Origin of the sequence: Bradyrhizobium agreste, assembly GCF_016031625.1 — a bacterium.
GTDB lineage: Bacteria > Pseudomonadota > Alphaproteobacteria > Rhizobiales > Xanthobacteraceae > Bradyrhizobium > Bradyrhizobium agreste.
On the sequence record NZ_JACCHP010000009.1, the window covers coordinates 90282 to 114841 of the forward strand.

Consider the following 24560-nt stretch of genomic DNA (forward strand, 5'->3'; position numbering starts at 1 on the left):
CGGGACGAAACATATTCGATCCAGCAGCATTTGCTTCATGAGACCATCCCTGCTCATTCGGCAAGGGGTGAGTCATGGCGCGGCGCGGTCACGCGCTTTTTATCCGGTCGTGACCGGACCCGCCGCTTCAAAGCCGAAGGGTGGCACCATAGATGACGGTTGAATGATCAGCGTCATCTCATGACGGACTCACACTGATATTCGGAGCCAACATGGGCGAAGTTATTCGATTTGTCTCAAAGTCCGAGCGCGAGCGAGCACGCCTCATCGAGGAGGCACGCGCGATCTACGGCAGCATCTTCCCGCCGGCCGATCCGGCGGGCGACGGCCAGGGAAAGCCGGCGATTGGTCGCCCGTTCATCGGCCGCGACGGGGGTAACGCATCGTGATCAAGATCGTCGCCGTGCTTTGCAGCCTCGCCTCTCCCTCCAATTGTCATGAGCAGATCGTCACCACGTCGGACTTCGCGCAAGTCTCGGTGCAGTCGTGCCTGATGGGCGCGCCGCAGCTTGCCGAATGGATGAACCAGCATCCGGCCGAGCGCCTTGCGGCCTGGCGCTGCGTGATCGGTCAACAGACCGGCCGCGGGATCTAAGGCCGGACCTCTCGATTCGGCCGAGTAAGCCGTTCTCATGCCCCGGACGTAGCGCAGGGCTTCTTCAGCGGTACGCTGCAGAGCCGGGGCCCATCGCAGCTCCGAGCGAAGCCCTCTCTATCTCGTGGTATTGCTCCAGGTCGGAACCGAGTTGGTCACGCCGACCGAGGGCCAATTGTATGATCCGATCGACGGCGCAGTGACAGTGCCGACCGTCTGTCCGGACGATCCATAGGACGCCCCCGGCTGCGCGGCCGGCGCTCCGGCTCCGCTATAGGTCGGCGCCACCACACCAGTGCTGTAATGCCGGCTCGACCGGACCTTTTTTGCTTCAGCCGCGAAAGGCGCGGCAAGCAGTCCGGTGCTGACGAGCGCGGCGATGGCAAGTCTGACTGTCCTCATGGCTGATCCTTTCGCCCGCTACGCGCCCCGATATGGCAAGTGCTCATGGATCGGGAAATTTCCATGGGTTCTCCCTTCATAACTCCGCGAGCGGGCGGAGGTGCCGGAGCGCGACGCACTCGGCCGCCTTCGGATGGACCCGAATCAGCGCTAGTGCATTGCTTTCAGTGACTTCCCTGGACGCAAGCATGACCGGCGCCGAATTGAAGCAGCTTCGCAACGACCTCTCCGATGCCCTCGAGCGCAAGCTCAGCGCGGCCGACATGGCCAAGCTTTGCGGTTTGCCGGAGACCAGCGGCGCCGACACCATCCGGCGCTGGGAGGTCAGCGGCCCGACGCCGGAGGGGACCCGCATCTTGCGCGTGCTCGCGATGGCGAGCGAACGCTATCCGATCCTGGAGAAGTTCGACATCTTCGATCGACACGACGTGCGTGAGGAAGACAGGCCGGCAAAGCGCGCCGCCTTTCGCGCGCAGATGCGCGATGAGGCGCGGCGGCGCCTAGGTTAACGCGAGGCGCGCGCAAGTTACCGACAGAGCGCGCCGTTAAGCCTTCCTTCACCATTTCTTAAGTCGCCATTAAGCACGAAAATCATTTGTACCCCAACAAGTTACGTTGGCCGTCGCTGTGCCACGGATGTGACAGCATTTTCGTCAAAAGCGAGCTATCTGCAAAACCAATGCAGCGCAGAAAACGCGCCTGCCGGGACCTTACGTGTTGGAGTTCAAAACGATGAAGAAGATTCTGTTTGCGGCTGTTGCGCTGCTTGTGGTGGGCGCGGCCGCGCCGGCCGTCGGCGCCGATCTCGGCAACCGCAATTATTACAAGACGCCCGCGCCGGCCTACGCCGCGCCGATCTACAATTGGACGGGCTTTTATCTCGGCGCCCATGTCGGCGGCGCGTTCTCCAGCGACAACAATTTCAACGGCCTCTCCACCGGCAACAACGGCAACGGCCGCTTCCTGGGCGGCGTGCAGGTCGGCGCGGACTGGCAGTTCCACCCGAACTTCGTGGTCGGCGTCGAAGGCCAGTATTCCTGGCTCTCCGGCAGCGTCGGCGCGGTGTTCCCCGGCGGCATCGCCTACACCAACGACCAGCGCGGCCTCGGCTCGATCACCGGCCGCGTCGGCTACACCTGGGGTCCCGGCCTGGTCTATGTGAAGGGCGGCTACGCCTATTCGGACAACAACGAGAAGGTCACCGTCGGCGGCGTGCCGGCCGCCTTCGTTATCACGGGCGATCATCGCAACGGCTACACCGTTGGCGCCGGCCTCGAATACATGTTTGCCCCGAATTGGTCGGCCAAGGCCGAATACCAGTACTACAATTTCGGCGACGCGAGCTTCACCGCCGGTCCGCTCGCGGGCACCGGCGCCTTCACCACCGACGACCATACCTTCAAGGCGGGCGTCAACTATCGCTTCAACTGGGCAAGCCCCGCTGTGGCGCGCTACTGATCGGTTAGCAAAACATTATCACGACGAGGGGCCGGCGACGTTCCGGCCCCTCTTTTTTCGCTCTGCGGAACGCGCGCAACCGATTGCAGCAATTGCGATTTCTTAACCGCCCCGCCCGATACTCCCGGCCACAAAACATAAGCAAGGCGTGGGGGAATCTCGATGGCGATCCGTTTCAGTCTCGGCCGTTTCAAGCCGCGTTTCAAAATGCCGAAATGGGGCGTGCGCGGCAGCCTGTTCGCGGCCTTCGCATTGATCGCGGGCATGGGCCTCGTAATCGCGGCCGGCGCAGGGCTGGCGCTGCAGAATCTCGGCGGACGCATGACCGAATTGAGCGGACGGGACATTCCGCGCCTTTCCGCCAGCCTGCAATTGTCGGCGCTGAGTGCGAGCCTCGCGGCACAGGGACCGGCCCTGCTTGCGGCGCAAAGCGAGGAGGCCCTGAACGAACGGACCAAGAAGCTCAGGGAATTGCAGGAGCAGACGCAGCAGAAGCTCAACGAGATCATCGAGCTCGGCGGCGACAAGAGCGTCGTCTCAGGGCTCACCGACACGATGAAGAGCATCAACGAGGCGGCTCAGAGCCTGACGAAGGCCGCCCGCGAACGGCTCGACATCGCGGCGCTGCACGAGAAGCAATATGACGCGCTCCGCACCGCGCAGGGCGCGTTCGTCGGCGCAGCGAGCCCGGCGATGCTGGACGCGCAGACGCGCGTCAACGCCATTCTCGGTTCAGCCGACCTTTCCGCCGCCGATGCGACCGACGCCGCCCAGACCGTCGGTCAGCTCGGCAACGTCGTCGCCAGCGGCAATCTCGCGGCCGCCAACATGAGCGCGGCGCTTTCGGCGAGCAGCAGCGACAAGCTCGACGACATCCAGAAGGAATTCAAGACGGCGCAGGGACGCCTGCGCTCGAACCTCGATCTGTTGCCGGATAACCAGGGCAACAAGATGCTGCGCGACACCGCGGAGAAGCTGCTCTCGCTCGGCACCGGCAAGACCGGCGTGTTCAATCTGCGCGAAAAGGAGCTCGACTCCATCGACTACGGCCAGACCATCCTGGACGAGACGCGCAAGCTCAATGTCGGCCTCGGCATCAGCGTGCAACAGCTCGTCGACGGCGTGCAGAAAGAGACCAACGCCTCGACCTTCCAGGCGCGGCAGGAGATTTCGCTCGCGACATCAGTCATGCTGGCGCTGGGCGCGCTGATGCTGGTCGGCTCGGCGCTGTTCGTCTGGCTCTATGTCGGCCGCAACATCCTGCGCCGGATCGGCGCCCTGCAACAGTCGATGCAGCTGCTCGCCAACGGCGACCTCGAAACTGAGATCTACCGCTCGAAGAACCACAACGACGAAATCTCCGTGATGGCGAACACGCTGCAGGTGTTCCGGGAGAGCATGATCGAGACTCGCGCGCTGACCAGCGAGCAGGACAAGGATCGTATCGCCAAGGCCGAGCGTGCCGCGCGCATGGAAGCGAAGATCGCCCAATTCGAAAGCACGGTGCGCTCCGCGCTCGACAATCTGGCGCAATCGGCCAATTCGATGCAATCGACCGCGCAGAGCATGTCGAACACCGCCGACCAGTCCAACGCGCTGGTCAACGCGGTCGCCTCCGCCGCGGAAGAGACGTCGGTCAACGTGCAGACCGTGTCGGCCGGCACCGAGCAGCTGTCCTCCTCGATCCAGGAGATCAGCCGTCAGGTCGTGACCTCCGCCGAGATCGCCAAAAAGGCGGTCGACGAAGCGGGAGCGACCGACGCCACGGTGCAGAGCCTTGCCGACAGCGCGAGCCGCATCAGCGTCGTCGTCGACCTGATCCAGACCATCGCCTCGCAGACCAATCTGCTCGCCCTCAACGCCACCATCGAGGCGGCGCGCGCCGGCGAGGCCGGCCGCGGCTTCGCGGTGGTTGCCTCCGAGGTGAAGAGCCTGGCCAGCCAGACCGCCAAGGCAACCGACGAGATCCGCACCCAGATCGCCAGCATGCAGTCAGTCACGACCTCCGCGGTCGGCGCCATCCAGGGCATCGGCCGGATCATCGGCGAGATCAACGACGTCACCACGACGATCGCAGCCGCGGTCGAGGAGCAGGGCGCCGCCACGCGCGAAATCGCCCGCAACATCCAGCATGCCGCCGGCGGCACCAGCGAGGTCTCCAGCAACATCGTCGGCGTCTCCACCGCGTCCGCCGAGGCCGGCGCTGCGGCTACCGAAGTGCTGGGCGCCTCGGACGCGCTGCGGCGCGAGGCCGATATCCTGCGCGGGGAGATCGACGCGTTCCTCAACGATATGCGGGCGGCGTAGGATTTCGCTGTCATTCCGGATAGCGCGAAACGCGTGAATCTGCGGCGCGTTCCGCTGGAACGGGATCGGCACGCCTCGATTGACCAGATAGTGATTGGTCGAGGAGATAGATCGATGGCGAAGAGCAAGAAGCAGGCGCAGGCGCTTGCGATCAAGCTGTCGCGCGAGCGACGTGCGGGTAAGAACGTTCCTCCGCCGCCCAAGGGCCGCTCCAGCGCCAGGACGAGACGGCGCGCCCAGCACGATCTTGCGGTTGGGCGTGCACGTGCAAAGCGCGGCCCGGCGAAGAAGCACCGGAGCAAGATGCGCGCTAGCTGAGCCCTTGGTGGCCGGAAACAGCTTCTGCGAGAGGGCGGCTTTTGCCACGCGCCGGAATGACCGCCATGCGAAGCCACCCCGCGGCCTTTTTCGGCTGGCGCGGCGGCGCCTGCGGGTTTAAGCCGGTAACATGCATTCGAAAACCGACACCGTGCAGTCCTCGGCCGAGGCCCTGCGCTACCCCTGGGAGCAGCATCCCGGCCCCGAACAGGTCGTGGAGGTCCGGCCCGGCGTGTTGTGGGCGCGGCTGAAACTGCCGTTCCGCCTCAACCACGTGAACATCTACCTGCTCGCCGATGGCGACGGCTATGCGATGATCGATGCCGGCTTCGGCAACGAGGAGACGATCGAGGCCTGGACCAAGCTGTTCGACGGACCGCTCAAGGGCGTCAACATCACGCGCCTGATCGTCACCCACTCGCACCCCGATCATGTCGGTCTTGCCGGATGGATCGTCGAAAGGTTCAACTGCCCGCTGGTGATGTCGCAGGTCGAATATCTGCAATCGGTCTATCACCAGAACCGCGGCACCGAGGAGCGGCGCGAGGCGCAGCGGCTGTTCTTCCGCCGCCATGGCATGGACGAGTCGCTCACCGAAAAGCTGCTCGGCCGCGGCCAGGACTACCTCAAGCGCGTCTCGGTGCTGCCGCCGTCCTACCGCCGCATCTCGCATGGCGACGACATCGTGATCGGCACGCGCCGCTTCAAGGTCATCACCGGCGGCGGCCACGCGCTCGACCAGGTGATGCTGTATTGCGCCGACGACAAGCTGTTCCTCTCCGCCGACCAGGTGCTGAGCAAGATCTCACCGAATGTCAGCGTCTGGGCGGTCGAGCCCGACCAGAACTCGCTCGGCGAATATCTGGCCTCGCTCGCCAGCCTGACCACGACGCTGCCCTATGACGTGCTGGTGCTGCCCGGCCACGGCGTGCCGTTCTACGGATTGAAGACCCGGATCAAGCAGCTCGCCGACCATCACGAGGAGCGCTGCCGCCTGATCGCGGAAGCCTGCCGCGAGGTGCCGCAAACCTCGCGCGCCCTGGTGCCTGTCGTGTTCAACAAGCACGTGCTCGACGAGCACCAAATGGGCTTTGCCGCCGGCGAGCTCGTCGCCCACGTCAACTACATGATCGTCGAGGGCCGCCTCACGGCCGAGATGCAGGACGGCGTGCTGCGCTTTCGGACGACGTGAGTTCTTCGCCTCTCCCCGCCTGCGGCGGGGCAATCCGCATTGAATATTGCTGAGGTCGTCATGCCCGGGCTTGTCCCGGGCATCCACGTTCTTTGTGCTGCGTGGAAAGGCGTGGATGGCCGGGACAAGCCCGGCCATGACGCTGTGGAGACAGCTGGTGCCGATAGCCACATCTCATCTGCGATTCCCCTGCCGCCTGCGGGGAGAGGGAGACGATCTCACTTCATATTCGCGATCGCATGCAGCGCCGCGATGTAGCCGAACGGCCCGAGCCCGCAGATCACGCCGGTCGCCACGAACGAGATCTTGGAGTGACGGTGATATTCGTCACGGGCGTGGATGTTCGAGATGTGCACCTCCAGCACCGGGCCTTCGAACGTCTTGATCGCGTCCATGATCGAGACCGAGGTGAAGGAGAGGCCGGCCGGATTGATGACGATGGCGTCGGCGTCCTGCCGCGCCGATTGGATCAGATCGACCAGCACGCCCTCATGGTTGGATTGGTGGAAGGCGAGCTTGAGGCCGAGCCTGGCGGCGGCGTCCTCGCAGCTCGCGTTTATCTCCGCGAGCGTCGTCCTGCCGTAGATGTGCGGCTCGCGGATGCCGAGCATGTTGAGATTGGGGCCGTTGAGTATCATCACGCGCTTCATGGAAGGGGCCTTTCGAAGTCCTGGGTGAGCAAGGAAAGCGCGTCCCTAGCCGCGACGGAAGACCCATAGGCCGAGGGGCTGAACCCTCGCCGCGGCGGATGGTGCAGAGCAGCATCATATGTCGCGCAGGGTTGATCGGGATCAAACTGCGGCGCGCCGGATAGGGCATTTTGCCCAAATGCTCCACAGATCCAAATGTGGGATAGCTGATAGACATTAGAGCTGGAAAAGCTCTAATAGATGCGTCCCCTTGGTCAGGTTCCGTTGCAGGTTGTGCCGATGGATTACGCCCAATTCTTCGATTCCGCCCTCGATCGTCTCCACACCGAGCGGCGTTATCGCGTGTTCGCCGACCTCGAACGCACGGCCGGCCGGTTCCCGCACGCGGTCTGGCACTCGCCCAAGGGCAAGCGCGACGTCGTGATCTGGTGCTCCAACGACTATCTCGGCATGGGCCAGCATCCGAAGGTGGTCGGCGCCATGGTCGAGACCGCCACGCGCGTCGGCACCGGCGCCGGCGGCACCCGCAACATCGCCGGCACGCATCATCCGCTGGTGCAGCTCGAAGCCGAGCTCGCCGATCTGCACGGCAAGGAAGCCGCGCTGCTGTTCACCTCGGGTTACGTCTCGAACCAGACCGGCATCCCGACCATCGCAAAGCTCATTCCGAACTGCCTGATCCTGTCGGACGAGCTCAACCACAATTCGATGATCGAAGGCATCCGCCAGTCCGGCTGCGAGCGGATCGTGTTCCGCCACAACGACGTTGCGCATCTCGAAGAGCTGTTGAAAGCGGCCGGCCCCGATCGGCCGAAGCTGATCGTCTGCGAGAGCCTGTATTCCATGGATGGCGATGTCGCGCCGCTCGCCAGGATCTGCGATCTCGCCGAGACACATGGCGCGATGACCTATGTCGACGAAGTCCACGCCGTCGGCATGTATGGCCCGCGCGGCGGCGGCATCGCCGAGCGTGACGGCGTGATGCATCGCATCGACATTCTCGAGGGCACGCTGGCCAAGGCGTTCGGCTGCCTCGGCGGCTACATCGCCGCCAACGGCCAGATCATCGACGCCGTGCGTTCCTATGCGCCGGGCTTCATCTTCACCACCGCGCTGCCGCCGGCCGTCTGCTCGGCCGCGACCGCCGCGATCAGGCACCTGAAGACGTCGAGCTGGGAGCGCGAACGCCATCAGGACCGCGCCGCCCGCGTCAAGGCGATCCTCAATGCCGCCGGCCTGCCGGTGATGTCGAGCGACACCCACATCGTGCCGCTGTTCGTCGGCGATCCCGAGAAGTGCAAGCAGGCCTCCGATCTGCTGCTCGAACAGCACGGGATCTACATCCAGCCGATCAACTATCCGACCGTCGCCAAGGGCACCGAGCGCCTGCGCATCACACCCTCGCCGTATCACGACGACGGCCTGATCGATCAGCTGGCCGAAGCGCTGCTGCAAGTGTGGGACCGCCTCGGCCTGCCGCTGCGCGCCAAGTCGCTGGCGGCGGAGTAGGCCTTTTTTACCCTGCCCTGGAGGGCCCTGGAGGGGGAGGGTAAGAGCGGGCAGCTCATCCTACAGCTTAACGACACCTGCAGTTCCTGCCCCCGCGCTGGGCATTTCGCTGTCGCTTGCGTCCGCTCAACGCGCTAGATTTGCAGCGAAAATGAGCTCGGGCGCCGCCGGCGCCCAGGGAGAGAGCCCCCGACCCATGCTGCACGACTGGGGCGTCATTGCCGCCGCCTTCGGCTATATCGGCTTCCTGTTCCTGGTGGCGAGCCACGGCGACCGCCGCTCGCCGGCCGGGCGCGGCCGCGCTTCCGGGCTGATCTATCCGCTGTCGCTGGCGATCTACTGCACCTCCTGGACCTTCTTCGGCTCGGTCGGCTTCGCCACCCGCACCTCGACCGACTTCCTCGCGATCTATGTCGGCCCGATCCTGATGATCGGGTTAGGGGCCGGCGTGCTCCGCCGCGTCATCCAGCTGGCGAAGGCCCACAACATCACCTCGATCGCCGACTTCATCGGGGCGCGCTACGGCAAGAGCCAGGCAGTGGCGGCCACCGTCGCCGCAATCGCGATCATCGGCTCGGTGCCCTACATCGCGCTCCAGCTCAAGGCGGTGGCCTCCTCGCTGGGCACGATCCTGAGCGAAGACCAGGCCTTCTCGCACATCCCGATCCTCGGCGACATGGCGCTGATGGTGACGCTGGCGATGGCGGCGTTCGCGGTGCTGTTCGGCACACGGCAGACCGACGCCACCGAGCATCAGCACGGGCTGATGCTGGCGATTGCGACCGAATCAATCGTCAAGCTGGTCGCCTTTCTCGCTGCGGGCATCTTCGTCACCTTCTGGATGTTCTCGCCGCATGAATTGATCGAGCGCGCCATGAGGACGCCGGAGGCGGTGCGCGCCATCAACTATTCGCCGTCGATCGGCAACTTCCTGACCATGACGTTGCTGTCGCTGTGCGCGATCATGCTGCTGCCGCGCCAGTTTCACGTCAGCGTGGTGGAGAATTCCTCGGATGCCGAGGTCGGCCGCGCGCGCTGGTTGTTTCCGCTCTACCTCGTCGCCATCAACCTGTTCGTGATCCCGATCGCGCTCGCCGGCCTCGTGACCTTCCCGTTCGGCGCGGCCGATCCTGACATGTACGTGCTGGCCCTGCCGATGGAGGGTGGCGCCGGGCATCTCAGCGTCGCCATCTTCGTCGGCGGGCTGTCGGCGGCGACCGCGATGGTGATCGTCGAATGCGTCGCACTCTCCATCATGGTCTCGAACGACCTCGTGGTGCCCCTGGTGCTGCAACGCCGGCCGGAGGGGCGCGCCGGCGGCGCCGATTTCAGCAACTTCCTGCTGCGCTCGCGCCGGCTCGCGATCTTCGCCATCATGGTGATGGCCTATTTCTACTATCGCGCGCTCGGCAACGCCCAGCTCGCGGCGATCGGCCTGCTCTCCTTTGCCGCCATCGCCCAGCTTGCCCCCAGCTTCTTCGGCGGCCTGTTGTGGCGGCGCGCGACGGCACGCGGGGCGATCGGGGGCATGCTGGTCGGCTTTGCGGTCTGGTTCTACACGCTGTTCATACCGAGCTTCATGGATTCCTCGACATCGGGCATCCTGCTGCTGCAGCACGGCCCGTTCGGCATCGAGGCGCTGCGGCCGCAGGCACTGTTCGGCGCCGACCTGCCGCCCCTGATGCACGGCGTGATCTGGTCGCTGTCGCTCAACATCCTGACCTATGTACTGCTGTCGCTGGCACGAAGGCCGTCTTCGATCGAGCTGCTGCAGGCCGATCTGTTCGTGCCCAACACGCTCGCACCGAACTCCCCGAGCTTCCGCCGCTGGCGCACCACGGTCACCGTGCAGGACATCCAGACCACGGTGGCGCAATATCTCGGGCCCGACCGCGCGCGGCAGTCCTTCGAGGCCTTCTCGGCGCGGCGCAACGTGCGGCTGGAGCCCGGCGCGCCCGCCGATTTCGAGCTGTTGCAACACGCCGAGCACCTGATTGCCTCCTCGATCGGCGCGGCCTCCTCCCGCCTCGTGATGTCGCTGCTGCTGCGCAAGCGGACGGTCTCCGCCAAGGCGGCACTGAAGCTGCTCGACGATTCGCACGCCGCGCTGCATTTCAACCGCGAGATCCTGCAGACCGCGCTCAACCATGTGCGCCAGGGCATCGCCGTGTTCGACGCCGATCTGCAACTGATCTGCTCCAACCGGCAGTTCGGCGACCTCCTCAATGTGCCCCTGCATTTGATCCAGTTCGGCACGCCCTTGCGCGAGATCCTGGAATTCATCGGCCTCGGCGATCCGAACGATCCGCTCGAGCGCGAGGCCCTGCTGGAACGGCGCCTTGCGGCCTATACCACCGACAGCGAGCCTTATCTCGAGCGCCTGCCGGAACGGCACATGGTGATCGAAGTGCTCACCAACCGCATGCCCGGCGGCGGCTTCGTCATCACCTTCACCGACGTCACGCCGAGCTTCGAAGCCGCGGAAGCGCTGGAGCGCGCCAATGCCACACTGGAAAAGCGCGTGCGCGACCGTACCGAGGAGCTGACGCGGCTGAACTCCGAGCTGGCCCTCGCCAAGAGCGCGGCGGAGGACGCCAGCATCTCCAAGACGCGCTTCCTCGCCGCCGCCAGCCACGACATCCTGCAGCCGCTGAACGCGGCGCGGCTCTATGTCACGAGCCTGGTCGAGCGCCAGCACAATGGCGAGGAGACGCGGCTGGTCGAGAACATCGACGAATCGCTGCAGGCGATCGAGGAGATCCTCGGCGCGCTGCTGGACATCTCGCGACTGGACGCCGGCGCGATGACGACCTCGATCACGAGCTTCAAGATGGCCGATCTGATGCGTTCGCTGGAGATCGAGTTCGCGCCGATCGCGCGCGCCAAGGGCCTCGAGCTCGCCTTCGTGCCCTGCTCGCTGCCGGTGCAGTCGGACCGCCTGCTGCTGCGGCGGCTGCTGCAGAACCTGATCTCGAACGCGATCAAGTACACCCCCCGCGGCCGCGTGCTGGTCGGCTGCCGCCGCCGCGGCACCTCGCTCAAGATCTGCGTCTACGATACCGGCGTCGGCATCCCCGCGGTCAAGCGCGGCGAGATCTTCAAGGAATTCCATCGCCTGGAGCAGGGCGCGCGGATCGCCCGCGGTCTGGGCCTCGGGCTCTCGATCGTGGAACGCCTGGCCCGCGTGCTCAATCACGGCATCGCCATCGAAGCCAATGCCGGCGGCGGCTCGGTATTTTCCGTGACGGTGCCGACGGCGAAGGCGGTCACCCACACCGCGGCCGTGACCAGCGCGACGCCGCTGGCGCGCACGCCGATCTCGGGCGCGCTGATCGTCTGCATCGAGAACGATGCGGCGATTCTCGACGGCATGCGCACGCTGCTCAAGGCCTGGGATGCCGAGGTGATCGCAGTGGCCGATCCGGAAGGGGCGATCGCCGCCATCGAAACCGCCGGACGGCGCGTCACCGGCCTCCTGGTCGACTATCACCTCGATCGCGGCAACGGCATCGCCGCCATCCGCGAGATCCGCCGCCGCTTCGGCGATGGCATCCCTGCGATCCTGATCACCGCCGATCGCAGCCCCGCCGTGCAGGTCGCCGCGCGTGACGAGAAGATCGCGGTGCTCAACAAGCCGGTGAAGCCGGCTTCGCTCCGCGCCCTGCTCGGCCAGTGGCGCACGCAGCAGATGGTGGCGGCGGAGTAGCCCGTCCATAGAAAATTGCGCAGCGTCCGTGAAATGACCAATGGCACAGGCTGCTTCCACGGCCGTCATTGCGAGCGCAGCGAAGCAATCCAGAATCTTTCCGCGGAAGCAGTCTGGATTGCTTCGTCGCAAGGGCTCCTCGCAATGACGGAGCGAATGGCAGCATCGCCATCCTCCATCATGCATTTGAGATCGCAGACACGCCCTCGCCTTCTCGCGACGCGTTTCGCCCGAGGTTTGCGCTTCGCGTCGCGCCCTCTTGGAGAAAAGGGCGCAGGGAAGGCCGGGTGCTGGCTGGCACCCGCGGTCCGCTGCGCGAAATGCACACGCAGGAAGAACCGCACAGCAGCATACAGGTGAAGCCGAACACACGGCCTTCCCTGCGCGATGGTCGGACGGCTTATGCCGCGCTCTCCCGGGAGCCGAGTTCCTTCTGGCCTCCCTCGCCTCACGGAATTCGCCGACACCGCGCCGGTTGGCGCCATGCCCCATCCGCAAGAGCTTGACCGTAGCAACGACGGCCAGGACCACACGGTTTTGCCGTACGCACACGGCGCCGTTCGTACAACGCGGCTTGCGAGAGGCTCACGGGGATCGGCTCAATCCATCACCCCGCCCTGCGTCTCACATCCGCGACGACGCCAATGCGTCCACCGCAGCCCGATCTGCGGCTCGTGACGACGTACGACCGCCCCTTTCGCCGATCAGGATGGGCTGCGTATGCCAGAAATCCGAATTTCGGTAAAGTGGAATATTTTACTGCAAGCCGATTGACCCAGCCCTTGCTGTTTGCCTGCCGTACACCCCAAACCCTTGGGGGTGCCCCAGGCACCTGCCTGCCAAGTCGATGGTGTGGGACGCACTTGATGTCCTTATATCCAAACAGCGGCACAAAAGCGGAAACCGTCAAACTCCCGGGTTGGGCCAATTTCGGACATGGCCAATACCTGGAGATTTTGATAAGTTTGGGTATTCTCAATCAAATATTTGGAGGAAGTAATGTTTGTCAGGTACTTACTTTCCGCCGCCGTAGTCATGGTGACGATGACCAGTATCGCTGCCGCTCAGCAGAATCCGCCAGTAGCGACCCAGCAAATCGCCACGATAAAGCGGACGCCACTACAGAAGTTTGATGTGCCCGGCACCAACTATGAGACGGTGATTGGAATTGCTGAGGTCATGCCCAATGTGAATATTGGGCGCCACACACATCCCGGTCCTGAGTCAGGCTTTATGCTTGATGGCGAAATGGTGCTCATGGCCGACGGTCAACCAGACAAGACAGTAAAGTCCGGTGAGAGCTATCAACTTGCACCCGGTGTTATTCACGATGCAAAAGCCGGACCGAACGGCGCGAAAGTGATTGCTACTTACGTAGTCGAGAAAGGAAAACCGCTCGCCTCTCCGGCTCCATAGTGCATCGGATCAATCGCTTCGGTTTGGATGCGTCTCCGTGAGGTTCGGCCGAGCTCAATCGCTGCCGGGCCAAGCGTCGTTACCCTCAGGGGTCGCTATTCCTATGCGGGTGGGAACGAACATCAGCCAGAGGTGCATTTATGAAATTGCGCTGGAGGATATTCGCGTTAATCTTTGTTTTGGTCGCATGCCGAGAAGCAAGCGCGCAGCAACCGAACCGGCAGTTCCGGGTTGGAATCATGTCGAATACGACTGCTGCCGTCTTCTTTGATCAACTCCGCAAAGATTTTGCAAATCTGGGATATGTCGAAGGTCGCGACATTACTTTCGAGCCGAGATGGGCTCAGGGGCAGTTGGACCGTCATCCCGGTTTTGCCGACGAGCTTGCTCGCCTTGAACTCGACCTGATCATGACCTACGGCGGGGTGGCAACCGCTGCTGCGCAAAAGGCAACCAGCAAGACCCCGATCGTGTTTACTATTGTGACTGATCCGATCGCGCTCGGCCTTGCCCATGATATGAGCCGTCCGGGCGGCAATGCCACAGGAATTACCAGCCTCGATACGCAGCAAGCCGCGAAGCAATTCGAACTCCTCAAAGAGGCATTGCCGAGCATCTCACGGGTGGCGATTCTGAGCGACGACACACTGCCCGGAGCCGATGCGAGTGGGTTCGTCCCGATCGAGAGGGAAAATCGCGCAGCAGCAATTGCGGTTGGGTTCGAGCCTTTCGTCGTGAGGGTCAAGGGTCCGACCGCCGAAGCGAAACTGGATGAGGCCTTTGCGGAGATCATGAAGCATGATGTGCAGGCGATCGTGATCCTCGAAGCGCCTGTTGTTTTCCCGCATGCAAAGCGCATCGCGGAGATTGCCTCTGAGAGAAAGTTGCTGACCGTGTTTCCCGGAAGCCAGGGAGCCGCGGGCGGGCTGTTCGCCTATGGTACCAGCGTGATCGACACATTTCCCAGAATGTCAATCATTGCGGATAAAGTTCTGAAGGGGACGAAGCCCGCCGAGCTGCCAATTGAAACCATCACGAAGCGAACATTGATCGTAAATCAGCGGGCAGCAAAAGCTGTTGGGATCACGGTACCCGCGAGCATCTTGCAGCGAGCAGACCGCGTCGTTGAGTAAGTGTCCAAGACGATTCGCATGTCCGCTTCGGGTCGAACCCGGCAAAGCTCCGAACGAGCTGACTGATCCGCTTTGCCCTAAAGACCGGACGTCCACGAGTTAACGAGTAAGCGCCTCACCCCGTCGTCGTGCCCTGCTTCCTGGCCGCCGGGATCTTCGCGGCGGCAATCACGGCCTGGGTGCAGCTCTCGGACGCCGAGCTTCTGCAGGGATGGCCGAGACGTGCGCCTTGATGATGACGGTGGAATGATTGCGCGAAGGTCCGCTCAGGGCGCCAGCCGCGTGAAGACGTAATCGCGGCTCCTGGCGCGAGCGTTGTGGCAGGCGAAGCAGGTGCGGTGCTGCGCCTCGTCCACCGGTTTGCCGTCGATGAAGCGGCCAAAACCCCAGCCGCCGGTCGCGGCGTATTTCCTGGAATCCTTCACCATCACCTGGACCGTGGTGGCGGCGCCGGGAATCGTCGCGGACGCAAACTCGGGTGACTGTTTCCGCTTCCAGGCGCGCTTGACCAGAATGGTGCCGTCCGGGAACGGCAGTTTTCCGGCTTGATAGGCGTCGATTGCAGTCTGGTTGCCGAGAACAGCGCGCAGCTCGTCGAGTGGCGCGGCCTCTTCGGCCGGCGCGATCAGCTCCCACTGCTTATAGCCGGCAGGAATTGTGACGCCGAAGATCGGCGAGGCGTCCGCCGCGCTCTGTTCCGCTGGCCCTTCCGCGAAGGCGATCGTGACGAGGTAGGGCACGCAGGTCAGGAGCACGACGAGGAGGACCACCGTCAGCACCATGATCGTGGTGTAGCGAGATTTCTTCTTTTCAGGTTCGGCTGTCGTCATGTTCATCAGGCTCGATCAATGAGGCTGGACGGAGGTGTCGACGAACGCCTAGGCGCCGTCGACGTCGATGACCGCCTTGGCAAAGGCTTGCGGCGCTTCCTGCGGCAGGTTGTGGCCGACGCCGCCGGTGATCAGGCGAAACTCGTATCGGCCTGAGAACTTCCTGGCATAGGCGCTCGGCTCGGGATGGGGCGCGCCGTTGGCATCGCCCTCCATCGTGATCGTCGGCACCTCGATCTGCGGAGCTGCGGCCAGCTTCTTTTCGAGATGCTCGTATTTTACCTCGCCCTGGGCGAGCCCGAGCCGCCAGCGGTAATTGTGGATCGTGATCGCGACATGATCCCTGTTGTCCAGCGCCGCCGCGCTCCTGTTGAAGGTGGTGTCGTCGAACTTCCATTGCGGCGAGGCCAGCTTCCAGATCAGCTTGGCGAAATCGTGCGTGTACTTCTCGTATCCGGCCCGGCCGCGCTCGGTCGCGAAGTAGAACTGGTACCACCATTGCAGCTCCGCCTGCGGCGGCAACGGCGCGTTGCCGGCAGCCTGGCTGGAGATCAGATAGCCGCTGACCGATACCAACGCGCGACAACGGTCCGGCCACAGCGCGGCGATGATGTCGGCGGTGCGTGCACCCCAGTCGAAGCCGGCGATGACGGCCTTCTTGATCTCGAGCTTGTCCATCAGCGCGATGATGTCCGCGGCCATGGCCACAGGCTCGCCGTTGCGCGGCGTGTCACTGGAGAGGAAGTGCGTCGTGCCGTAGCCGCGCAAATATGGGATGATGACGCGATAGCCGGCTTTGGCCAGGAGCGGCGCGACGTCGATGAAGGCGTGAATGTCGTAGGGCCAGCCGTGCAGCAGGATCGCCACCGGACCGTTCGAGGGACCCACCTCCGCATAGCCGACGTTGAGAACGCCAGCATCGATCTGCTTGATCGCGCCGAAGGACGCATTCGATGCCGAGGTTCGCTGTGGTTCCGTCTCGGCACGAGCGAACGCGATCATGCCGACACCGGCGGCGGCGGCTCCCGTGGCAATGCCGAGAAACTGGCGGCGGTGCTGATCGATGATCTGTTTCATGATGGAGTGACCTCGTGGTGGTTGATGGTGGTGCGTCAGATCAGCGTGACCGTGACGTCGATGTTGCCGCGGACGGCCTTGGAGTAGGGGCAGGTTTGATGCGCTTCATCGATGATGCCGCGTGCGATCTCGGGATCGAGACCCGGCAGGCTGACGTTGAGGCGTGCCTTCAGCGCGTAGGCGCCCTCGTCGAGCACGAGATCGATCTCCGTATCGATCGCGCTTTTCCTGGGAAGGGTCACCTTCCGCTTGCGCGCGGCGAGTTCCATGGCGCCTTCGAAGCAGGCCGACCAGCCGGCCGCAAACAATTGCTCGGGATTGGTGCCGATGCCGGCCCCGCCCGGCGGCGACAGCTTGACGTCGAGGCGGCCATCGGAACTGCGCGATATGCCGTCCTGCCGGCCGCCGCTTGTGTGTGTCCGGGCCGTGTAGAGCAGTTTTGCCGTTTGCGTCATGAAGGGCTCCTTGCCATCGCGCAAATGACTATCAGCGACGCGCTCCGGAGACCCGTTTGGACTTGTGAGAAATTGTGAGGCCGGCGCAGAAGCCGTTGGGAGGCCTGCAAACGCGGTCTGATGCCGATGCAACGCAGGCCTTGCGGGATCGCTGCCCTCTGGCTATCCGGTTCGCAAATGAGCAAGATTTCGCGATGACGACGCCGACCGGGCCAAGACTCTCGTTCGGACCATTCACCGTGGCGCCACATGAAAGACTCGTGACGCGCGACGGCATCGCGGTGCCGCTGGGTGCGAAGGCCTTCGACGCGCTGATCGCCCTGATGTCGCGGCCGAACGAGGTCGTCAGCAAATGGGATCTGATGGCGCTGGTGTGGCCCGGCATCACCGTCGAAGAGGCCAATCTGCGCTTTCACATCGCCGCTCTGCGCAAGGCGCTCGGCGACGGCAAGGACGGCGCGCGATACATCACGACCCTCTCCGGGCGCGGCTATTGCTTCGTGGCACCGATCTCGCACACGCCGCTTCCGGCAGCGCGGCGCTCGGCCCCGCCCATGGAATTGCCGGCGGTCAAGCTGCCGAACCGGCTGCAACGGATGGTCGGACGCGACCAGGCCGTCGCCGCCATCTCCGACAAGCTTCTCGCCTCGCGCTTCGTCACGATCGCGGGTCCGGGCGGCGTCGGCAAGACTGCCGTCGCGGTGGCGATCGCCCATGACCTGCTCGCGACGTTCTCCGACGCCGCGCATTTCGTCGACCTTGCCGCGCTCAGCGATCCCGATCTCGTGATCACCTCGATCCTGTTGATGCTCGGCTTGCCGGCCGAGACCGACGATCCCCTGCCCGCGCTGCTCGCGCATCTCAGGGACAAGCGGATGCTGCTCATCCTCGACAATTGCGAGCATGTCATCGCCGCGGCGGCACCGTTGGCTTCGGCGATCTTCCACGCTGCGCCTGATGTCCACATCCTCGCCACCAGCCGCGAAGCCCTGCGCGTCGAGGGCGAGCAGGTCTATCGATTGGCGCCGCTTGCCGTTCCGCCGGACAATGCCGGGCTGAGTGCGGCGGCTGCGCAGACCTATCCCGCGCTTCAGCTCTTCATCGAACGGGCGACCGCTGGCGGCGCGCAGATCGCGCTTGATAACGGCAATGCGGCGCTCGTCGCCGGCATCTGCCGCAAGCTCGACGGCATGGCCCTGGCGATCGAGCTCGCCGCCGGCCGGGTCGAAGCTTACGGGCTGGAGCAGACGGCCGCGCTGCTCGACGAGCGTCTCAATCTGCTCTGGCAGGGCCAGCGCACCGCGCCGCCGCGGCAGAAGACGTTGCGGGCGACACTGGACTGGAGCTACGGGCTGCTGTCCGACATCGAGCGCCTCGTGCTGCGGAGATTGGCGGTGTTCGTAGGTCACTTCACCATCGACGCCGCCCTCGAAGTCGTCCCCGATGAACGTGCCGACCGCTCCTGCTTGTTCGATGCCATAGACAGTCTCGTCGCCAAATCGATGGTCGCGCCGCGGCCGATCGGCGCCATGATGCGCTACCGTCTGCTCGATACCACGCGTGCCTATCTGCTCGAGATCGAGCCGAACGACGCCGCGCTCGCCGCGCGCCACGCGGCCTACTACCGGCGATGGCTGGAGCAGGCCGGCAGCACATGGGCGGCAACGCCGAACGCCGACGAACGGGCGATCCACTTCTCCGCGCTCCACAACGTGCGTGCCGCGCTGAACTGGTGCTTTGGCGCGGGCGGCGACGCCGACGCCGGCATCGCGCTCGCCGCCGCGGCAGCGCCGATCTTCCTCGCGATGTCCCTCTTGATCGAATGCCGGCGCTGGTCGGAACGGGCGCTGCTTGCGATGCCCCCGTCCGCGCGCGGCAGCGCCGATGAAATGCACATCCAGGCCGCCCTCGGGCTGACCCTGATGTTCACGCGCGGCGGCAGCGAGGCGGCGCGCGCAGCCTTGAGCAGGAGCCTTGCGATCGCCGAGGCGCGCGGCGACGCGCCGAACCAGCTCCAGCTGCTCGGCCGCATGCACATCTTCCACGAACGGATGGGACAGTTCGACGCCGCGCTGGGTTATGCGCAGCAGAGCCTTGCGGTCGCACAGCCGCTCGGCGATCCCGGCGCGATCGTCCTCGCCCATTCGCTGCTCGGGGTCTCGCTGCATCTGGCCGGCGCGCACGGCGACGCGCTGAAGATGCTGGAGGTCGCATGGCAAGGGCCGGGTGCCGAACGAATCAGCACCATTCATGGCTTCGATCATCGCAACCGGGCCGGCATCACGCTGGCGCGCGAACTCTGGTTGCAGGGCCGGCCCGCGGACGCGCGGCAGCTGGCGCAACAGACGGTGGCAGAAGCCGCGCAGATGGAGCATCCGATCACGCTGTGCATCGCGCTGATCTGGGCGGTCTCGATCTCGCTCTGGGACGGCGATCTCGCCGGCGCGGAACAGAGCATCGACCAGTTCATCGCGCATGCCGAATCTCGATCGATGGGCCCCTATCTCGTGGTGGGCCGCGGCGTGAAGGGCGAACTGGCGATCCGGCGGGGAGACGCCGCACATGGCGTCGAGACGATCATGGCTTGCCTACGCGAGCTCCACGAGGCCGGCTACGAACTGCTCACCACGACCTTCAACATCGCGCTGGTTCAAGGCTTATTGGCACTTGGAAAGATCGAGCAGAGCGCGCGCCTGATCGACGATGCGATCCGCCTCGTCGATCAGAGCGGCGATCATCTCTACATGCCCGAGTTGCTGCGGATGAAAGGCAGCGTTCTGCTGTCGCTGCCAGAGCCCAACGCCGAGCAGGCAGAAGCCCACTTCATGCAATCCCTGGATCTGAGTCGCCGGCAAGGCGCCACGGCCTGGGAGCTGCGCGCCGCGATCGATCTCGCCGGCCTGTTTGCCGAACGCGGGCAGCGCGACGAGGCGAAGCGATGGCTCCAATCGGCGCTTGAGGGCTTTGCCGAGGGCTCCGAAACGGCGGATATCCGCGCGGCCAGCGCGCTCCTGACCACGCTGTAGCGGATCACCCCGTCGACGTGCCCTGCTTCCATTGGCCGCCGGCGATCTTGGCGGCGGCAATCACCGCCTGCGTCCGGCTCTCGACGCCGAGCTTTTGCAGGATCGCCGAGACATGGGCCTTGATGGTGGCCTCGGAGACGCCGAGCTCGTAAGCGATCTGCTTGTTGAGCAGACCTTCCGACAGCATCATCAGGACCCGAACCTGCTGCGGCGTCAGCGTCACCAGGCGGTCGCGCAGACGGGTCATGTCGGGGTCGGCGGCGGCGGACAGGTCGGTGTCGGCGGGAACCCAGACGTCGCCCTCCATCACCTTGAGGATGGCATCGCGCAGGGTCTCGACCCCGAACCGCTTGGGGATGAAACCGGACGCACCGAAATCGAGCGAGCGGCGGATCGTAGCGCTGTCGTCGGAGGCCGAGACGATCACGACCGGAATCGCCGGATATTGCGCCCGCAGGTAGATCAGGCCGGAAAAGCCGGAGATCCCGGGCATGGAGAGGTCGAGCAGGACCAGGTCGACCTCGGAGGTCTGCTCCAGAAGCTTGGTCAAATCCTCGAAGGATCCGGCCTCGTCGATCCGGGCCGAGGGGAGAACGCCCGCCACCGCCTGCCGCAGCGCATCGCGGAACAGCGGATGATCATCGGCGATGACGAGATGGGTGGAAGGAGCGTTCATCGTTCTCTTGCTGTCGTTCGCACCGGTCGGCGAACAAATCTCGGGTGCGTCAATTCTTCCCCGAGCGGCCGTGGCATGCAAGTGCACATTATTCCTTTGCTGCAAAGGGGTTAATCCCCGCCTTCAGCGTTCGCGCACCCGGCGCCGGATACCACAGCGTCAGCTGCGCGTCAGTGCGCAAGGCCGAAAGTCGTATTGGGGCAGGTTTCACGCCGATGTTACCTTGACGGGCAAGACCTGGGCTGATCCGGCACGTCCGGACATTCTGGGGGCGCGAGGAAACGTATTTCGGGGAGCGACTCAACATGTCGACAATGGCTGTGTCTCAAGCAGGCGCGGGAGGGATGACGAAGGACGAACGGTTCGTCATTCTCGCCTCCTCGCTCGGTACCGTCTTCGAGTGGTACGACTTCTATCTCTACGGTTCGCTCGCCTCGATCATCGGCGTGCAGTTCTTCTCGGCCTATCCGCCGGCAACCCGCGACATCTTCGCGCTGCTGGCCTTCGCCGCGGGCTTCCTGGTGCGGCCGTTCGGCGCGATCGTGTTCGGCCGCATCGGCGACATCGTCGGCCGCAAATACACCTTCCTCGTCACCATCCTGATCATGGGTCTGTCGACCTTCATCGTCGGCCTGCTTCCCAACGCGGCGACCATCGGCATCGCGGCTCCGATCATCCTGATCGCGCTGCGCCTCGCCCAGGGCCTGGCGCTCGGCGGTGAATATGGTGGTGCGGCGACCTATGTCGCGGAGCATGCGCCGCACGGCAAGCGCGGCTACTACACCTCGTTCATCCAGACCACGGCAACGCTCGGCCTGTTCCTGTCGCTGCTGGTGATTCTGTTCACCCGGACCGCGACCGGCGAAGCCGACTTCGCGGCCTGGGGCTGGCGCATTCCGTTCCTGGTCTCGGTGCTGCTGCTCGGCATCTCGGTCTGGATCCGGCTTCGCCTGAACGAATCGCCGATCTTCCAGAAGATGAAGGAGGAAGGGAAGAGCTCGAAGGCGCCGCTGACGGAGGCCTTCGGCAACTGGCAGAACGGCAAGCTCGTGCTGCTCGCCCTGCTCGGCGGCGTGATGGGCCAGGGCGTGGTCTGGTACACCGGCCAGTTCTACGCGCTGTTCTTCCTGCAATCGATCCTGAAGGTCGACGGCTATACCGCCAACCTGCTGATCGCCTGGTCGCTGCTGCTCGGCACCGGCTTCTTCATCGTGTTCGGCATGATGTCCGACAAGATCGGCCGCAAGCCGATCATCCTTGGCGGCTGTCTGATCGCGGCCCTCACCTTCTTCCCGATCTTCAAGATGATCACGTCCAACGCCAACCCGGCGCTGGAAAAGGCCATCGAGTCGGTCAAGGTCGAGGTGGTGGCCGATCCCGCCGGCTGCGGCGATCTGTTCAACCCGGTCGGCACCCGCGTCTTCACCGCGCCTTGCGACACCGCGCGCGCCTACCTGTCGCAATCGTCGGTCAAGTACTCGACGACGTCGGGTCCGGCCGGCTCGGGCGTGAAGGTCGTGGTCAACGGCAAGGACGTGCCCTACACCAACGCCAAGGACAGCAACCCGGCGGTTCTCGCCGCGGTGCAGGCGGCTGGCTATCCCAAGGCGGGTGACGCCGGCATCGTGAAGATGGCGCATCCGCTCGACATCTTCCGCCCGCAGGTGGCGGCGATCATCGGCCTGTTGTTCGTCCTCGTGGTCTACGTCACGATGGTGTACGGCCCGATCGCGGCGATGCTGGTCGAATTGTTCCCGACCCGCATCCGCTACACCTCGATGTCGCTGCCCTACCACATCGGCAACGGCTGGTTCGGCGGCCTCCTGCCCGCCACCGCCTTCGCCATCGTGGCCTCGACCGGCGACATCTATGCCGGCCTCTGGTACCCGATCACCTTCGCGGCGATCACTGTCGTGATCGGCTTCCTGTTCCTGCCGGAAACCAAGGACGTCGACATCAAGGCGACCTGATCGCAGCAACAATCGACGACACCAACCGGCCGCGGTCTCCGCGGCCGGTTTTGCTTTGTAGGGTTACCGGTTGCCGCCGACGAATTGCAGCACCACCTCGCGCCGGTGCGGACGGCTGCGATGCTCGACCAGATAGATCGCCTGCCAGGTGCCGAGCGCGAGCCTGCCGCTCAGGACCGGGACCTGGAGCGAGGTCTGCGTCAGCATGGTCTTGATGTGGGCCGGCATGTCGTCGGGTCCCTCGGTATCATGGGTCCACCCGGCGTTCTCCGGTGCGAGCCGTGACAGGGCCGTGGTGAGATCGACCAGCACGGAGGGGTCGGCGTTCTCCTGGATCGTCAGCGAGGCCGAGGTGTGGCGGATGAACAGCGTCAATGCGCCCTCACCCGCGTGCGCCTCGGCGATGAATTTTGCGGCCTCGCTGGTCAGATCGGTGAAGCCGCGGCCGGGTGTCTGCACGGTAAGCAGTGACGATGTGACGGTCGTGGCCTGCACGGACGATGGTGCGGAGCGGGTGACGGATCTGGCTGATGTCATGGAGGGGCACGCATCAAATCTTCCCCGACACGTCTTTCTGCACGCGGTTGGCCATGTCGATCAGCCGCCGCCAGGCCTTTTCCAGGAACGACATCACGCGGTCGATGTCCTGCTCGCTCGGCAGCGGGATCTCGATCTTGCGCTCGCCCTCCGCGACCTTGGGCTCGGCCTTCTTAAGCGGATCGGATTTCGGCAGCGCCTCGTCGATCTTGCCCGATACCGTCGGCCCCGCCGCGAGCTGTGCCTTCAGCCGCTCGACCTCGGCCTGCAGCCGGCCGATCTCGGCGTCGAGTGCGGTCCGCTCGTCGGGCACCGCGTAGCAGGCCCAGCCGGCGCCGTTCTTGGTGCAGGTCGATACCGTGCCGGTGCGCGTGTCGAGCCGCAGCACGCCCTCGGGGATCGGTGTCATGCTGTAGCGGCCATTTTCGCCGTCGGGCGCGGATTGCGCGGCCACGAGGCCGCCGCTGACGACCATCACCGCGGCCGCCGCCGCGAGCCATGATGTCATGGATGACGTCGCAGGTCTCATCGTTGTCTCCGCCCCGGCGCTGCTGCGGCTGCGGTTGCAATTCTACACCGGCCGGCAATCCGCCGCCAAAAACCCGCCCCTGAAATCAACGAACGTGACGGCATCTTTGATCCCACCAGCGCGGCGAAAGCACGGCTGCATCCGCCGATCCTGAGCAGACCTGCTGCGGTGCGGCGTCACGCTGTGTGCAGCGCTGCCGTGCACGCCAATATCATTAAGCAAATCAGAGACATAATCGAAAGCGACGCAATCGTGACTTGGCTTGACTTGATTATGGGCCATCAGTATGGTCCGCGCGGCTTTTGAGGGTGGCGGGCGTAATTTCCATTTGGCCGCAGCGTTTCGGGTCTTTGTCGCATGGCACAGAGCACGGGACACGGTGAGAATGGAGATCGCGATAGATCGTCCGAGGAAGCCGCGCTTTCCGATCGGCTCGGAAATCTTGATCAGCGGTTGTCCGAATTTCGCGACCGCCGGGCCAAGACCGAGCAACCCGCAGGTGACGAGGAAGACACAGCGGCCAGAGCCTCGGCGATGGCGCTTGGTTTTCGGTTATCCTCCGAGTTGGTCGCCGGTGTCGCTGTCGGAGCGGGGATTGGCTGGGGGTTCGACCGTTTGCTGTCGACGTCGCCTTTCGGATTCATCGTGTTCCTGCTGCTGGGCTTCGTCGCCGGCGTGGTGAATGTGGTGAGATCGGCAGGCGCGGGTCAAAACAGGCGCGGTGGTTCTTAAAGCTGGTCCCACCAGGAGAGGAATGATCGTGCCGGCCTCGCC

The 24560-nt window shown here is 64.5% G+C and carries 23 protein-coding genes; 14 read left to right on the forward strand and 9 right to left on the reverse strand.

Annotated features, from left to right (window positions below):
- Positions 1 to 212: 212 nt before the first annotated feature.
- Together HZZ13_RS15300 and HZZ13_RS15305 are read left to right on the forward strand one after the other, a co-directional pair.
- The gene (locus tag HZZ13_RS15300; RefSeq protein WP_197960392.1) at positions 213 to 389 is read left to right on the forward strand and encodes a hypothetical protein; all 177 of its coding nucleotides are present in this window, start codon (positions 213 to 215) and stop codon (positions 387 to 389) included.
- On the forward strand, positions 386 to 595 hold the full coding sequence (locus HZZ13_RS15305) for a hypothetical protein (protein ID WP_197960393.1): 210 nt from the start codon (positions 386 to 388) through the stop codon (positions 593 to 595). The genes HZZ13_RS15300 and HZZ13_RS15305 overlap by 4 nt, the downstream gene beginning before the upstream one ends.
- A gap of 117 nt (positions 596 to 712) precedes the next feature.
- Here the strand turns inward: HZZ13_RS15305 and HZZ13_RS15310 are convergent, their stop codons facing one another.
- Positions 713 to 997, reverse strand: a complete 285-nt coding sequence (locus HZZ13_RS15310) for a hypothetical protein (protein ID WP_197960394.1) — start codon at positions 995 to 997, stop codon at positions 713 to 715.
- Positions 998 to 1185: 188 nt separating this feature from the next.
- Between HZZ13_RS15310 and HZZ13_RS15315 the strand changes: the two genes are divergently transcribed.
- The 5 genes from HZZ13_RS15315 to HZZ13_RS15335 all read left to right on the forward strand — a co-directional run bounded on the left by HZZ13_RS15315 (position 1186) and on the right by HZZ13_RS15335 (position 6272).
- On the forward strand, positions 1186 to 1506 hold the full coding sequence (locus tag HZZ13_RS15315; RefSeq protein WP_197960395.1) for a hypothetical protein: 321 nt from the start codon (positions 1186 to 1188) through the stop codon (positions 1504 to 1506).
- 223 nt (positions 1507 to 1729) lie between these two features.
- Positions 1730 to 2455 carry an outer membrane protein gene (locus tag HZZ13_RS15320; protein WP_197960396.1) on the forward strand — a complete coding sequence of 242 codons (726 nt, stop codon included), beginning with the start codon at positions 1730 to 1732 and terminating at the stop codon, positions 2453 to 2455.
- A gap of 162 nt (positions 2456 to 2617) precedes the next feature.
- Complete coding sequence (locus HZZ13_RS15325) at positions 2618 to 4762, forward strand: methyl-accepting chemotaxis protein (RefSeq protein WP_197960397.1); 2145 nt, start codon at positions 2618 to 2620, stop codon at positions 4760 to 4762.
- Between the two features lie 114 nt (positions 4763 to 4876).
- The gene (locus tag HZZ13_RS15330; RefSeq protein ID WP_197960398.1) at positions 4877 to 5080 is read left to right on the forward strand and encodes a hypothetical protein; all 204 of its coding nucleotides are present in this window, start codon (positions 4877 to 4879) and stop codon (positions 5078 to 5080) included.
- Between the two features lie 130 nt (positions 5081 to 5210).
- Positions 5211 to 6272, forward strand: a complete 1062-nt coding sequence (locus tag HZZ13_RS15335) for an MBL fold metallo-hydrolase (RefSeq protein ID WP_197960399.1) — start codon at positions 5211 to 5213, stop codon at positions 6270 to 6272.
- 218 nt (positions 6273 to 6490) lie between these two features.
- Here the strand turns inward: HZZ13_RS15335 and aroQ are convergent, their stop codons facing one another.
- Positions 6491 to 6922 (reverse strand): type II 3-dehydroquinate dehydratase, encoded by a 432-nt coding sequence (gene aroQ, locus HZZ13_RS15340; RefSeq protein WP_197960400.1) that lies wholly within the window; start codon positions 6920 to 6922, stop codon positions 6491 to 6493.
- A gap of 279 nt (positions 6923 to 7201) precedes the next feature.
- Between aroQ and hemA the strand changes: the two genes are divergently transcribed.
- The 4 genes from hemA to HZZ13_RS15360 all read left to right on the forward strand — a co-directional run bounded on the left by hemA (position 7202) and on the right by HZZ13_RS15360 (position 14686).
- Entirely contained in the window at positions 7202 to 8431 is a 1230-nt protein-coding gene (hemA, locus tag HZZ13_RS15345; protein ID WP_197960401.1) for a 5-aminolevulinate synthase, read from the forward strand.
- A gap of 196 nt (positions 8432 to 8627) precedes the next feature.
- Positions 8628 to 12137: a PAS domain-containing hybrid sensor histidine kinase/response regulator gene (locus HZZ13_RS15350; protein WP_197960402.1), complete on the forward strand. Its 3510-nt coding sequence runs from the start codon at positions 8628 to 8630 to the stop codon at positions 12135 to 12137.
- Between the two features lie 999 nt (positions 12138 to 13136).
- Positions 13137 to 13553, forward strand: a complete 417-nt coding sequence (locus HZZ13_RS15355) for a cupin domain-containing protein (protein WP_197960403.1) — start codon at positions 13137 to 13139, stop codon at positions 13551 to 13553.
- A 140-nt stretch (positions 13554 to 13693) separates the two neighbouring features.
- Positions 13694 to 14686 carry an ABC transporter substrate-binding protein gene (locus HZZ13_RS15360; protein WP_197949234.1) on the forward strand — a complete coding sequence of 331 codons (993 nt, stop codon included), beginning with the start codon at positions 13694 to 13696 and terminating at the stop codon, positions 14684 to 14686.
- Positions 14687 to 14952: 266 nt separating this feature from the next.
- On the opposite strand, the gene HZZ13_RS15365 is transcribed toward HZZ13_RS15360, so the two are convergent.
- The 3 genes from HZZ13_RS15365 to HZZ13_RS15375 are packed head-to-tail and all read right to left on the reverse strand — an operon-like array spanning position 14953 to position 17048.
- Positions 14953 to 15516, reverse strand: coding sequence for a cytochrome P460 family protein (locus tag HZZ13_RS15365; protein WP_197960404.1), 564 nt, complete (start codon positions 15514 to 15516; stop codon positions 14953 to 14955).
- 48 nt (positions 15517 to 15564) lie between these two features.
- Entirely contained in the window at positions 15565 to 16593 is a 1029-nt protein-coding gene (locus HZZ13_RS15370; RefSeq protein WP_197960405.1) for an alpha/beta fold hydrolase, read from the reverse strand.
- A gap of 35 nt (positions 16594 to 16628) precedes the next feature.
- Positions 16629 to 17048 carry an organic hydroperoxide resistance protein gene (locus tag HZZ13_RS15375; protein WP_197960406.1) on the reverse strand — a complete coding sequence of 140 codons (420 nt, stop codon included), beginning with the start codon at positions 17046 to 17048 and terminating at the stop codon, positions 16629 to 16631.
- Between the two features lie 194 nt (positions 17049 to 17242).
- Here HZZ13_RS15375 and HZZ13_RS15380 point away from each other — a divergent pair, with 194 nt between their 5' ends.
- Positions 17243 to 20074 carry an ATP-binding protein gene (locus tag HZZ13_RS15380; RefSeq protein WP_197960407.1) on the forward strand — a complete coding sequence of 944 codons (2832 nt, stop codon included), beginning with the start codon at positions 17243 to 17245 and terminating at the stop codon, positions 20072 to 20074.
- A gap of 4 nt (positions 20075 to 20078) precedes the next feature.
- On the opposite strand, the gene HZZ13_RS15385 is transcribed toward HZZ13_RS15380, so the two are convergent.
- A complete protein-coding gene (locus HZZ13_RS15385; protein WP_197960408.1) occupies positions 20079 to 20750 on the reverse strand; it encodes a response regulator transcription factor in 672 nt (223 codons plus the stop codon).
- Positions 20751 to 21094: 344 nt separating this feature from the next.
- Here HZZ13_RS15385 and HZZ13_RS15390 point away from each other — a divergent pair, with 344 nt between their 5' ends.
- On the forward strand, positions 21095 to 22720 hold the full coding sequence (locus HZZ13_RS15390; protein WP_197960409.1) for an MFS transporter: 1626 nt from the start codon (positions 21095 to 21097) through the stop codon (positions 22718 to 22720).
- A gap of 63 nt (positions 22721 to 22783) precedes the next feature.
- On the opposite strand, the gene HZZ13_RS15395 is transcribed toward HZZ13_RS15390, so the two are convergent.
- Genes HZZ13_RS15395 through HZZ13_RS15405 form a run of 3 tightly spaced genes read right to left on the reverse strand, consistent with a single transcriptional unit; the run spans position 22784 to position 24068 of the window.
- A complete protein-coding gene (locus HZZ13_RS15395; protein ID WP_197960410.1) occupies positions 22784 to 23257 on the reverse strand; it encodes a secondary thiamine-phosphate synthase enzyme YjbQ in 474 nt (157 codons plus the stop codon).
- A gap of 13 nt (positions 23258 to 23270) precedes the next feature.
- On the reverse strand, positions 23271 to 23786 hold the full coding sequence (locus HZZ13_RS15400; protein WP_197960411.1) for a hypothetical protein: 516 nt from the start codon (positions 23784 to 23786) through the stop codon (positions 23271 to 23273).
- 42 nt (positions 23787 to 23828) lie between these two features.
- Positions 23829 to 24068, reverse strand: coding sequence for a hypothetical protein (locus HZZ13_RS15405; protein WP_197960412.1), 240 nt, complete (start codon positions 24066 to 24068; stop codon positions 23829 to 23831).
- A 75-nt stretch (positions 24069 to 24143) separates the two neighbouring features.
- Between HZZ13_RS15405 and HZZ13_RS15410 the strand changes: the two genes are divergently transcribed.
- Positions 24144 to 24518 (forward strand): AtpZ/AtpI family protein, encoded by a 375-nt coding sequence (locus tag HZZ13_RS15410; protein WP_197960413.1) that lies wholly within the window; start codon positions 24144 to 24146, stop codon positions 24516 to 24518.
- Positions 24519 to 24560: the final 42 nt, after the last annotated feature.

What these genes read in the sequence shown, in the direction of transcription:
- HZZ13_RS15380 (WP_197960407.1), top strand. Translation starts at nt 17,243, where the DNA reads ATGACGACGCCGACCGGGCCAAGACTCTCGTTCGGACCATTCACCGTG.
- HZZ13_RS15385 (WP_197960408.1), bottom strand. Translation starts at nt 20,750, where the DNA reads ATGAACGCTCCTTCCACCCATCTCGTCATCGCCGATGATCATCCGCTG.
- HZZ13_RS15355 (WP_197960403.1), top strand. Translation starts at nt 13,137, where the DNA reads ATGTTTGTCAGGTACTTACTTTCCGCCGCCGTAGTCATGGTGACGATG.
- HZZ13_RS15325 (WP_197960397.1), top strand. Translation starts at nt 2,618, where the DNA reads ATGGCGATCCGTTTCAGTCTCGGCCGTTTCAAGCCGCGTTTCAAAATG.
- HZZ13_RS15365 (WP_197960404.1), bottom strand. Translation starts at nt 15,516, where the DNA reads ATGACGACAGCCGAACCTGAAAAGAAGAAATCTCGCTACACCACGATC.
- HZZ13_RS15330 (WP_197960398.1), top strand. Translation starts at nt 4,877, where the DNA reads ATGGCGAAGAGCAAGAAGCAGGCGCAGGCGCTTGCGATCAAGCTGTCG.
- HZZ13_RS15310 (WP_197960394.1), bottom strand. Translation starts at nt 997, where the DNA reads ATGAGGACAGTCAGACTTGCCATCGCCGCGCTCGTCAGCACCGGACTG.
- HZZ13_RS15360 (WP_197949234.1), top strand. Translation starts at nt 13,694, where the DNA reads ATGAAATTGCGCTGGAGGATATTCGCGTTAATCTTTGTTTTGGTCGCA.
- HZZ13_RS15335 (WP_197960399.1), top strand. Translation starts at nt 5,211, where the DNA reads ATGCATTCGAAAACCGACACCGTGCAGTCCTCGGCCGAGGCCCTGCGC.
- HZZ13_RS15300 (WP_197960392.1), top strand. Translation starts at nt 213, where the DNA reads ATGGGCGAAGTTATTCGATTTGTCTCAAAGTCCGAGCGCGAGCGAGCA.
- HZZ13_RS15405 (WP_197960412.1), bottom strand. Translation starts at nt 24,068, where the DNA reads ATGGCCCATAATCAAGTCAAGCCAAGTCACGATTGCGTCGCTTTCGAT.
- HZZ13_RS15320 (WP_197960396.1), top strand. Translation starts at nt 1,730, where the DNA reads ATGAAGAAGATTCTGTTTGCGGCTGTTGCGCTGCTTGTGGTGGGCGCG.
- HZZ13_RS15370 (WP_197960405.1), bottom strand. Translation starts at nt 16,593, where the DNA reads ATGAAACAGATCATCGATCAGCACCGCCGCCAGTTTCTCGGCATTGCC.
- hemA (WP_197960401.1), top strand. Translation starts at nt 7,202, where the DNA reads ATGGATTACGCCCAATTCTTCGATTCCGCCCTCGATCGTCTCCACACC.
- HZZ13_RS15315 (WP_197960395.1), top strand. Translation starts at nt 1,186, where the DNA reads ATGACCGGCGCCGAATTGAAGCAGCTTCGCAACGACCTCTCCGATGCC.
- aroQ (WP_197960400.1), bottom strand. Translation starts at nt 6,922, where the DNA reads ATGAAGCGCGTGATGATACTCAACGGCCCCAATCTCAACATGCTCGGC.
- HZZ13_RS15350 (WP_197960402.1), top strand. Translation starts at nt 8,628, where the DNA reads ATGCTGCACGACTGGGGCGTCATTGCCGCCGCCTTCGGCTATATCGGC.
- HZZ13_RS15410 (WP_197960413.1), top strand. Translation starts at nt 24,144, where the DNA reads ATGGCACAGAGCACGGGACACGGTGAGAATGGAGATCGCGATAGATCG.
- HZZ13_RS15390 (WP_197960409.1), top strand. Translation starts at nt 21,095, where the DNA reads ATGACGAAGGACGAACGGTTCGTCATTCTCGCCTCCTCGCTCGGTACC.
- HZZ13_RS15375 (WP_197960406.1), bottom strand. Translation starts at nt 17,048, where the DNA reads ATGACGCAAACGGCAAAACTGCTCTACACGGCCCGGACACACACAAGC.
- HZZ13_RS15400 (WP_197960411.1), bottom strand. Translation starts at nt 23,786, where the DNA reads ATGAGACCTGCGACGTCATCCATGACATCATGGCTCGCGGCGGCGGCC.
- HZZ13_RS15395 (WP_197960410.1), bottom strand. Translation starts at nt 23,257, where the DNA reads ATGACATCAGCCAGATCCGTCACCCGCTCCGCACCATCGTCCGTGCAG.